11 protein-coding genes and 1 tRNA gene are annotated in these 9,147 nt (G+C 68.5%); 11 read left to right on the top strand and 1 reads right to left on the bottom strand.

All coding sequences use genetic code 11. The features are described 5' to 3' along the window. The 6 genes from AC1DCG_RS24505 to AC1DCG_RS24480 all read left to right on the top strand — a co-directional run. The coding region (locus AC1DCG_RS24505; protein WP_477041728.1) for a biotin/lipoyl-containing protein at window positions 1-676 on the top strand (676 nt) is incomplete at its 5' end. A gap of 45 nt (window positions 677-721) precedes the next feature. Continuing rightward, a complete protein-coding gene (locus AC1DCG_RS24500) occupies window positions 722-1,144 on the top strand; it encodes a DUF805 domain-containing protein (RefSeq protein WP_477031444.1) in 423 nt (140 codons plus the stop codon). A 76-nt stretch (window positions 1,145-1,220) separates the two neighbouring features. After that, the gene (locus AC1DCG_RS24495; RefSeq protein ID WP_477031443.1) at window positions 1,221-1,748 is read left to right on the top strand and encodes a DUF805 domain-containing protein; all 528 of its coding nucleotides are present in this window, start codon (window positions 1,221-1,223) and stop codon (window positions 1,746-1,748) included. Then, the gene (locus tag AC1DCG_RS24490) at window positions 1,745-2,137 is read left to right on the top strand and encodes a DUF805 domain-containing protein (protein WP_477037239.1); all 393 of its coding nucleotides are present in this window, start codon (window positions 1,745-1,747) and stop codon (window positions 2,135-2,137) included. Before AC1DCG_RS24495 ends, AC1DCG_RS24490 begins: the two co-directional genes overlap by 4 nt. Beyond that, the gene (locus AC1DCG_RS24485; protein WP_477031441.1) at window positions 2,137-2,592 is read left to right on the top strand and encodes a DUF805 domain-containing protein; all 456 of its coding nucleotides are present in this window, start codon (window positions 2,137-2,139) and stop codon (window positions 2,590-2,592) included. Before AC1DCG_RS24490 ends, AC1DCG_RS24485 begins: the two co-directional genes overlap by 1 nt. 76 nt (window positions 2,593-2,668) lie before the next feature. Further along, window positions 2,669-3,073 carry a DUF805 domain-containing protein gene (locus AC1DCG_RS24480; protein WP_101713424.1) on the top strand — a complete coding sequence of 135 codons (405 nt, stop codon included), beginning with the start codon at window positions 2,669-2,671 and terminating at the stop codon, window positions 3,071-3,073. Here the strand turns inward: AC1DCG_RS24480 and lipB are convergent. Next, window positions 3,070-3,804, bottom strand: coding sequence for a lipoyl(octanoyl) transferase LipB (lipB, locus tag AC1DCG_RS24475; RefSeq protein ID WP_477031440.1), 735 nt, complete (start codon window positions 3,802-3,804; stop codon window positions 3,070-3,072). The two genes, AC1DCG_RS24480 and lipB, sit on opposite strands and share 4 nt — an antisense overlap. Window positions 3,805-3,816: 12 nt before the next feature. On the opposite strand from lipB, the gene AC1DCG_RS24470 reads away from it, so the two are divergent. The 5 genes from AC1DCG_RS24470 (at window position 3,817) to AC1DCG_RS24450 (ending at window position 8,584) form a co-directional block, all read left to right on the top strand. Then, window positions 3,817-4,131, top strand: coding sequence for a FliM/FliN family flagellar motor switch protein (locus AC1DCG_RS24470; protein ID WP_101719464.1), 315 nt, complete (start codon window positions 3,817-3,819; stop codon window positions 4,129-4,131). Between the two features lie 84 nt (window positions 4,132-4,215). Continuing rightward, window positions 4,216-4,300 (top strand) — tRNA-Leu (locus tag AC1DCG_RS24465). A 166-nt stretch (window positions 4,301-4,466) separates the two neighbouring features. Continuing rightward, window positions 4,467-5,909 carry a magnesium transporter gene (mgtE, locus tag AC1DCG_RS24460; RefSeq protein WP_477041727.1) on the top strand — a complete coding sequence of 481 codons (1,443 nt, stop codon included), beginning with the start codon at window positions 4,467-4,469 and terminating at the stop codon, window positions 5,907-5,909. 113 nt (window positions 5,910-6,022) lie between these two features. Beyond that, on the top strand, window positions 6,023-7,312 hold the full coding sequence (spmX, locus tag AC1DCG_RS24455) for a lysozyme-family localization factor SpmX (protein ID WP_477031438.1): 1,290 nt from the start codon (window positions 6,023-6,025) through the stop codon (window positions 7,310-7,312). A gap of 111 nt (window positions 7,313-7,423) precedes the next feature. After that, a complete protein-coding gene (locus AC1DCG_RS24450) occupies window positions 7,424-8,584 on the top strand; it encodes an isovaleryl-CoA dehydrogenase (RefSeq protein ID WP_477031437.1) in 1,161 nt (386 codons plus the stop codon). Window positions 8,585-9,147: the final 563 nt, after the last annotated feature.

Raw genomic sequence — 9,147 nt, 5'->3', positions numbered from 1 at the left:
GGACCGCTTCGTCTCCGGAAAGCTGGCCACCAGCTACATCAAGGACGAGTTCCCCGACGGCTTTGCCGGAACCGAGCCCACCGCCTTCCAGGCCGACCTGCTGACCGCCGTCGGTTGCGCCATGCAGCGCCTCCAGGCCCAGCGCCTGGGCCGCGCCCGGGCCGACTGGACGGTGGTGATCGGCCACGGCAAGCAGCGCGTGCATCTGTCGGGCGAGGGCCAGTCCTTGAACGTCGCGCTGCTCGACCAGGGCCGCACGCTGAACCTCGCCGACATCGCCTGGCGGCCGGGCCTGCCCACCTTCCGCGGCGTGCTGGACGGCCAGGCCTTCACCGCCGAGGTCGCCCCCGCGCCCGAGGGCTTCACCATCCGCCACCGCGCCGCCAAGGCCAGGGTGCTGGTGCTGACCGCCCGCAGCGCCGAACTGCACGACAAGCTGCCCGCCAAGGCCCCGGCCGACACCTCCAAGCTCGTCCTCTCGCCGATGCCGGGCCTGGTGGTCTCCATGGACGTCGCCGTCGGCCAGCAGGTGCGCGAGGGCGAGGTCGTCTGCGTGCTCGAGGCCATGAAGATGCAGAACATCCTCCGCGCCGAGCGCGACGCCGTCGTCAAGACCGTCAACGCCAGGCCCGGCGACCCCGTCGCCGCCGATCAGGTCCTCGTGGAGTTCGACTGACGCCTGTGTTTAGGTCGCCCCCGAAATCAATCGGGGGACGATTCCATGGACGTGAAGCACAAGCTGTTCGGCTTTTCCGGGCGTATCCGGCGGCTCGACTACTGGCTGCTGGGGATCGGCACGAGCATCGCCATCGGCGTGCTCGACGCGGTCCAGACTCTGGTGCTGAACGCCGGTGACTTCAACGCCCTGGAGACGGGCGGCAACATCGCCAGCGTCGTGATCTCGCTGGCGCTCAATCTGATGGGTCTCTGGATCAACATCGCCCTGATGCTCAAGCGCTGTCACGACCGCGACAAGCGTTGGGGCTGGGTGGCCTTCTTCCTGCTGGTGCCGATCGTCGGCTGGATCTGGGGTTTCATCGAGCTGGCCTTCCTGGACGGCACCCAGGGGCGCAACCGCTTTGGTCCCTCGCCGAAGGGCGTCGGCGGCGGCGAAGAGGACGACCTGGCCAAGGTCTTCGCCTGAGCACGGTCGGGTTTCGGCGGCGCGGCCAGCAACCTTGGGTTTGTGAAACGCCGCGTCGCGTGATCTAAGCTTGGCCATGGCCAAGAAGCGCACGCATTTTCTCGTCGAAGGACTGTTCGGGTTCGAGGGCCGCATGCGGCGCTCGGAGTTCTGGATGCTGAACATCGGGATCGGCGCGATCAAGTTCGTGCTGGCGCTCGTGATCGGCGGGGCCATGGGCCTGGGGATGGGCGATCAGCAGGGGCTCTTCGTGCGGCTTGGCCTGGATGCGCTGTTCTTCTGGCCGGCGCTGGCCTTCGCGGTGAAGCGCGGGCACGACCGCAACCGCCCGGCCGCCTTTTCGATCGGACTGACGGCGGTCATCACCGCGATGGCGCTGTGGCTGGTCTTCCTGTCGGCCTCGGTGACCGCGGCCGCCGGGACCGCCGACATGGGCGCGGTGGCCGTCATCGGCATCGGCTCGCTGATCTATATCGCCCTGCTGATCTACTGGTTCGTCGACTATGGCTGCCTGGACGGCACGAAGGGCCGCAACCGGTTCGGCGCGTCGCCCAAGGGCCTGAAGGGCCCCGGCGACAAGGACCTGTCCGAAGCCTTCGCATGAAGACGCTGGCCGGCAAGCTGTTCGGTTTCTCCGGGCGGCTGGTCCGTCGCGACTACTGGCTGCTGGGCCTGCCGGCCTTCGCCGCACTGGTCGCGGTCAACCTGCTGATCCCGGTCGAGATGACGCCGGGCGGGCCGATCTACACGCCGCCGGTCATCCTGCGCCTGGCGCTGTCGGCGCCGCTGATCTGGGCGTTGTACGCGATCGGGCTCAAGCGCTGCTACGATCGCGGCAAGGGGCGCGGCTGGCTGCTGCTGTTCCTGGTCGTGCCCGTGGCCGGCTGGGCCTGGAGCCTCGTCGAACTGGGCTTCCTGCGCGGCCAGCCGGGCGCCAACCGTTTCGGCCCTTCGCCCTACGGCGACGAGAGCCTCGACGAGGTTTTCGCGTGATGACCTTCGCTCGGAAAATCTTCGACTTCCGCGGTCGGCTGCGGCGGCGCGACTATTGGCTGCTGTCGATCTTGGTCGGCATCGTGGTCTACGTGTCGTTCTTGGCGGTGAGAAGGGGGCTGGGCTTCGACGAGGACGAGCTGCCGATATGGTGGACGAGCCTGGTCACCCTCTGGCCGAGCGCGGCCGTCACGGTCAAACGGCTGCACGATCGCAATCGCAGCGGCTGGCTGGCCATTCCGCTTCTTCTGCCGATCGCGACCGGCCTTCTGCTGGGCCTGTTTCCCGATCCCCGGCTGGAGATCGCCGACCGCGTGTTCTCGGGCCTCATGAGCCTGTGGATGCTGGTCGACCTGGGGATCCTGGACGGCACGAAGGGGCCCAATCGCTTCGGTCCTTCACCCAAGGGGATAGGTCCGACGCCGGAAGGCGAGATCAGCGAAGTTTTCGCCTGAAGGTGTGACCCGGCGGCGACTTCCGCTCGCGCTCGCCTGCGCCTAGGTTCCGGCCAGAAGAGTCGCGGAGCCTTAGATGAACGGTCGGATCGATTGGGCGGAGCTGTTCCTGTCCTCAACGGGCAGGCTGGCGCGCGCGCCGTTCCTGATCGCCTCGGCCGTGCTGATCGGCGTGGCGGTGCTGTACGAGGCCATCGCCGGCGACGTTCTGCGGCTGCTGACCGGTTGGCTCGTCTATTCGGCCCTGTTCTACAGCGGCGCCTGCGTGCTCTCGAAGCGCCTGCACGACCGCGGCCGTTCGGGCTGGTGGGCGGCGCTGGTGCTGGTGGCCCTGGTCGCCGTCTGGCCGACCCCGCAGCACTTCCTCGACTTCGTGTTCGCCCTGGTGATCGTCTGGGCGATCGTCGAGCTGGGCGTCATGGGAGGCGAGCAGGGGGCCAACCGCTACGGCCAGCCGCCCTTGAAGGCGCCCGCGATCTAGTCGCCCTGCACTGGCGGGGCCGCGTCCTCGACCGCGCCGAACACCTTGCGGAAGCTGGCCTTCAGGGCCTCGTCGGCCTCGTCCAGCGTCACCGGCAGGCCAAGGTCCACCAGGCTGGTGACCCCGTGCTCCACCTGGCCGCAGGGCACGATGCCCGAGAAGTGCGACAGGTCAGGCTCCACGTTCAGGCTGATCCCGTGGAAGCTGACCCAGCGGCGCAGCTTGACGCCGATGGCGGCGATCTTGTCCTCGCGCGACCAGCCCGCGCCCTTGCGCTCGACCCAGACGCCCACGCGTCCCTCGCGCATCTCGCCGGTGACGTTGAAGGCGGCGAGGGCGTCGATGATCCAGGCCTCCAGGGCCGCGACGAAGGCGCGCACGTCGCGTCCGCGCCGGGTCAGGTCCAGCATCACATAGGCCACCCGCTGGCCGGGGCCGTGATAGGTGAACTGGCCGCCGCGGGCGCTCTCGAACACCGGAAAGCGCTCGGGCTCCAGCAGGTCGGCGGTCTTGGCCGAGACGCCGGCGGTGTAGAGCGGCGGATGCTCCAGCAGCCAGATCAGCTCGCCCGCCGTCCCGTCGGCGATGGCCGCCGCCCGGACCTCCATGGCGGCAACGGCTGCCGGGTAGGGCACGTAGCCGGTCGAAACCGCCCACCCCGCAGGCGCGCCGTCGGCGCGCGACAAATCGGGAAGGCCTTTGTCTTCAAGGTTTAACGGGCGATCAAGCATGCGGCCTTAGTCTTGCATGAGCCGGGGCGCGGTCATCCCGCCGCTCGGCAACTTCAGTTCCAGGGGCCTTACTTCGTGAGCCAGGTCAACGCCGTCAATGTCGAGATCTCCGTTCTGCTCGGCCGGTCGATCCTGCCGATGCAGCAACTGCTGCGCATGGGCCGCGGCGCGGTGATCCCGCTGGACGCCAAGACCAACGACGAGGTCTGGATCCTGGCCAACAACCACCCGATCGCCCGCGGCGAGATCCAGATCAACGACGATCGCATCGCCATCCAGGTGACCGGCCCGGCCGACGTCTACGACTACATGGCCGGCGGCGCCTGAAGTTCCCTGTGGGTTCTTCGAGATAATCGAACTCTCCTCTTCCCAAAGCCGATTCAGTTTGCTACCTGCCGCGCCTCACCACGAGCGGTCGTGGCGGAATTGGTAGACGCGCAGCGTTGAGGTCGCTGTGGGGCAACCCGTGGAAGTTCGAGTCTTCTCGACCGCACCAGGTGAACTTGCGTAGAGCGCGGCAGGCTTCGGTTTCCGAATCGCCTTCCGCGCTCTAACCATTTTTCGGCCAAGGTTTGGGAGCAACCGCCCGCCAAGCTTCGGCTTTCAATCATTCGGATCACGCGCGCGCAGCTCAAGCCTCGCCTAAAGTTCAGGAGGTCCCCATGACCCGGGAAAACGCCGACCTGAGCGAAGACGCGCGCCACGCCCTGACCATTCCCGAGCCGGAAGTCGTCGAGGATCTCGAGGACCTGGCGCTCGGCGACGACTACGCCCTCAAGCCCGACTATGTGGAGATGGTGGTCGACGCGGCCGATCGCGGCGACACCGCGCGCCTGTCCGAGCTGGTGGGCGCGCTGGATCCCGCCGACGTCGCCGACCTGATGGGCTTCCTGTCGGCCGCCTATCGCGAGGAGGTCATCCCCGTCCTGGCGCCCCACGCGCTGGGCGAGATCATCTCCGAGCTGGAAGACAACATCCGCGAGGAGGTGCTGGAGGCGACCCCATCGGTCACCCTGGCCCGCGCGCTGGAAGAGCTCGACACCGACGACGCCGCCGACGTCATCGACGACCTGGACGACACCAAGCGCTTCCAGGTGCTGGCGGCCATGGGCGAGACCGACCGGGCGGCCATCGAGACCACGCTGTCCTACGAGGACGAGACCGCCGGCCGCCTGATGCAGCGCGAGTTCCTGGCCGCGCCGCAGTTCTGGACCGTGGGCCACACGATCGAGCACGTGCGTCAGTCGGGCGACAGCCTGCCGGAGCTGTTCTTCGACGTCTATGTGGTCGACCCGTCCTACACGCCCGTCGGCGCCCTGCCGATCAGCCTGCTGCTGACCAGCAAGCTGGAGAGCCCCCTGGCCGAGATCATGGAGCCGGTGACCGAGATCACCGTCGACATGGACCAGGAGGAGGTGGCCTACATCTTCGACAAGTACCACCTGATCAGCGCCCCGGTGGTCGAGGCCGGCGGACGGCTGGTGGGCCAGATCACCGTCGACGACATCGTCGGCGTCATCCGCGAGGAGGCGCAGGAAGACATCCTGGCGCTGGCCAACGTGTCCGACGTCGGCCGCGACGCCAGCGTCGTCGAGATCGTGCGCTCGCGCCTGCCCTGGCTGCTGCTGAACCTCCTGACCGCGACCATCTCGGTTTCGGGCATCGCCCTGTTCCAGGAAGAGATCTCCAAGCTGGTGGCCCTGGCGGTGCTGATGCCGATCGTCTCGTCGCTGGGCGGCAACGCCGGCACCCAGACGCTGGCCGTCGCCGTGCGGGCGCTGTCGAGCAAGGAGCTGACGGCCGCCAACGCCACGCGCATCATCACCCGCGAGCTGCTGGTGGGCCTGATGAACGGCCTGACCCTGGCCATCGTCATGGGCGGGGCGGTCTATGTCTTCTACGACAATCCCAAGCTGTCGCTGACCGTGGCCCTGGCGCTGGTGGTCAACATCTTCACCGCCGCCGTCGGCKGCATCCTGGCGCCGCTGACGCTGGAGAAGATGGGCCGCGACCCGGCCGTGTCGTCGTCGATCTTCGTGACCTTCCTGACCGACTTCGCCGGCTTCTTCTCGGTGCTTTTGATCGCGGCGCTGCTGTTCAACTGACGGTGTCTCACTTCTCCTCATGGGAGAAGTGGAAACAGGGGCGAGCGGCGCCGGTCTTGCGCGGGACGAGGCGAGGGCATCCGCCCCTGTTTCAAATTGGGTCGTTTCTCGCGATGAAGCCGCGTCATCAGGTCTCCCGCGCCGCCGTCGATCTCATCAAGAGATTCGAGGGCTATCGGCAGAAAGCCGCCCAGCTGCCCGACGGCCGCTGGACGATCGGCTACGGGCACACCCTGACCGCCCGGAGCGGCGCCAGCGTCTCGGAACAGGACGCCGAGGCCCTGCTGCTCTACGACCTGATCACCGTGGCCCACGCGGTGAACGAGCACACCTACGCCCCGCTGAACCAGAACCAGTTCGACGCCCTGACCTGCTTTGCGTTCAACATCGGGACCGAGAACTTCATGCGCTCGGGCGTGCTGCGCCGGATCAACGAGGGCTCGCTGCTGCAGGCCGCCTGCGCCATGGAGATGTGGCGCAAGGCCGACTTCGAGGGCGAGCGGATCGTCATCGACGCCCTGGTGCGCCGTCGCGCCGCCGAGAAGACCCTGTTCCTGACCCCGCCCGACGGCCAGTGGGTGCCCGCGCCCAGTCCGGTGCTGCGGCCCAAGGTCGACTACGACGCCAGCTGCGCCGTTCCGAAACAGACCCCCGCCGCCGTCTCGGCCCGCCTGGAGGGCGACAGGGCCGTCGCCGAGCGCGAGGAAGGCCCCGCGCCCCTGACCCCGGCCGTGCCGGAAGAGGACGCTCCCAGCGCCAGCCAGCAGGCCGCCGCGGCCGTCAGCGCCCGCCTGGAAGCCATCCTGGCCGACGAGCCCGCCCGCCCGGTCGCCAAGCCGGTGCAGGACCTGGCCATGCCCGAGCCGCCGCTGGCTCCCGCCGCGGCCCCCGTGCCGGTCCCGGCCGCCGAGCCCGCCCCGGTGCTGCACGCGCCCGTCGAGCCCGCGCCCACCCTGGAGCCCTTCCGCCTGACGCCGGAAGAGCCGGTTCCGGCCCAGGCCCCGCTGTTCGTGCCCGATCCTCCGGCGGCGCCGGCCCCCCTCCCGTCGCAGGTCGAGCCGACCCTGTTCGAGACCGCCCGCGAGCCGGCCCGGTCGCCCTTCAACCTGGGCGGCTTCTCGACCAGCGGCGCCGAGGTCGACATCCAGACCCTGGACGTGCCGCTGAACCCGCCCGAGCAGCCCGCCTTCGGCGGCGGCAGCCTGCTGGTCAGCCTGGGCCTCTTGGGCCTGGCCCTGTTCGGCGGCGGCGTGCTGTGGAACCTGTCGGTGGCCTCCGATCCGGGCCTGACCGCCGTGCGCATGTTCGGCTGGGGCGCCAGCGTCATCGGCGTGATCTGCTTTGCGGTCTCGGCCTATCTGCTGCTGCGCAAGCTGGGCGGACCCGATCTGGACGACGAATGATCGTCGAACGGTGTGGCTGAAAGGCCGGTCGGACCCCTGATCGCTCAGGAAAAGAGCATGAACGCCCGCTGGTCTCGTTGATCGGCGGGCGTTTGTGCTATGCCTCTGGGCATGACGCTGCAAACCGCACCCTCGATGGACTTCGCGCTCGGCGAGACGGCCGACGCGATTCGTGAAACCACGGCCCGCTTCGCCGCCGACAAGATCGCGCCCCTGGCGGCCCGGATCGACGAGACCAACGCCTTCCCGCGCGAGCTGTGGGTCCCGATGGGCGACCTTGGCCTGCACGGCATCACGGTCGAGGAGGAGTTCGGCGGCCTCGGCCTCGGCTATCTCGAGCACGTGGTGGCCATGGAGGAGATCTCCCGCGCCTCGGCCTCGGTGGGCCTGTCCTACGGCGCCCACTCCAACCTCTGCGTCAACCAGATCCGCCGCTGGGCCACGCCCGAGCAGAAGACCCGCTACCTGCCCAAGCTGATCAGCGGCGAGCATGTCGGCTCCCTGGCGATGAGCGAAGCCGGCGCCGGCTCCGACGTCGTCTCGATGAAGCTGCGCGCCGAGCAGGTGGGCGACCGCTACGTGCTGAACGGAACCAAGTTCTGGATCACCAACGCCCCGCACGCCGACGTGCTGGTGGTCTACGCCAAGACCGGCGAGGGCAGCCGCGGCATCACCGCCTTCCTGGTCGAGAAGGGCATGAAGGGGTTCAGCGTCTCCAAGAAGCTCGACAAGATGGGCATGCGCGGCTCCGACACCGCCGAGCTGGTGTTCGAGGACTGCGAGATCCCCGAAGAGAACGTCATGGGCCCGGTGGGCGGCGGCGTGGGCGTGCTGATGAGCGGCCTCGACTACGAGCGCGCGGTGCTGTCGGCCGGCCCCCTGGGCATCATGCAGGCCTGCCTCGACTATGTGCTGCCCTATGTGCGCGACCGCAAGCAGTTCGGCCAGGCGATCGGCTCGTTCCAGCTGATGCAGGGCAAGGTCGCCGACATGTACGTGGCCCTCAATTCGGCCCGCGCCTACGTCTACGCGGTCGCCAGGGCCTGCGACGCGGGCAAGACCACCCGCTTCGACGCCGCCGGCGCGATCCTGATGGCCAGCGAGAACGCCGTGAAGGTGTCGCTGGAAGCCATCCAGGCCCTGGGCGGCGCCGGCTACACCAAGGAATGGCCGGTTGAGCGCCTGCTGCGCGACGCCAAGCTCTACGACATCGGCGCGGGGACCAACGAAATCCGCCGCTACCTGATCGGCCGCGAACTGGTCGGGGCGTAACCCAAGATCCTCCCCCTCTGGGGGAGGTGGCCCAGAGGGCCGGAGGGGGCCAGCGCCGGCGTCAAGAACCCCCTCAGTCGCGGAGTTTATCCTCGGGCCGGCCTTTGGCCGGACCCGGGGGCGACAGCTCCCCCAGAGGGAGAGCATCCGGCTCCAGGAACCTCCCCCTGTGGGGGAGGCGGCCGAAGGCCGGTGGGGGGACGTTTTCGGCTTCCGAGGCCGTGTCCGATTACCCACCAACTCCCCCCACCGATCGCTGCGCGATCGCCTCCCCCACAGGGGGAGGTTCCCAATTATGGGGACAGAGCCGCGTCCATCCCCGGCGTTCGCCGAAAACTCCTGAACCAATCCAGCGACTTGTAACTTTCTCAGCCTCCCCAATCAGACGCGCTGAATCCGGCCGCATAATCATTGGGTCCCGTCGCAGGGAGAGGGCGCAAGGATCCGGCCCGAAGCGGCGACGTGGATGCGATCGAGCGGGTTTAGAGGGCGGGGGACGTAAACCCGCCTATCGGTTGGTTCGCCTGTCATGAACCTCCGCCCGTCCAAGGGTCCGCGCCGCC

It is taken from the genome of Caulobacter sp. 10L414 (assembly GCF_056395525.1).
The sequence above is the reverse complement of the archived record's forward strand: the minus strand, read 5'-3'. Positions and strand labels throughout refer to the sequence as shown.

What these genes read in the sequence shown, in the direction of transcription:
- AC1DCG_RS24500 (WP_477031444.1), top strand. Translation starts at nt 722, where the DNA reads ATGGACGTGAAGCACAAGCTGTTCGGCTTTTCCGGGCGTATCCGGCGG.
- AC1DCG_RS24495 (WP_477031443.1), top strand. Translation starts at nt 1,221, where the DNA reads ATGGCCAAGAAGCGCACGCATTTTCTCGTCGAAGGACTGTTCGGGTTC.
- AC1DCG_RS24490 (WP_477037239.1), top strand. Translation starts at nt 1,745, where the DNA reads ATGAAGACGCTGGCCGGCAAGCTGTTCGGTTTCTCCGGGCGGCTGGTC.
- AC1DCG_RS24485 (WP_477031441.1), top strand. Translation starts at nt 2,137, where the DNA reads ATGACCTTCGCTCGGAAAATCTTCGACTTCCGCGGTCGGCTGCGGCGG.
- AC1DCG_RS24480 (WP_101713424.1), top strand. Translation starts at nt 2,669, where the DNA reads ATGAACGGTCGGATCGATTGGGCGGAGCTGTTCCTGTCCTCAACGGGC.
- lipB (WP_477031440.1), bottom strand. Translation starts at nt 3,804, where the DNA reads ATGCTTGATCGCCCGTTAAACCTTGAAGACAAAGGCCTTCCCGATTTG.
- spmX (WP_477031438.1), top strand. Translation starts at nt 6,023, where the DNA reads ATGAAGCCGCGTCATCAGGTCTCCCGCGCCGCCGTCGATCTCATCAAG.
- AC1DCG_RS24450 (WP_477031437.1), top strand. Translation starts at nt 7,424, where the DNA reads ATGACGCTGCAAACCGCACCCTCGATGGACTTCGCGCTCGGCGAGACG.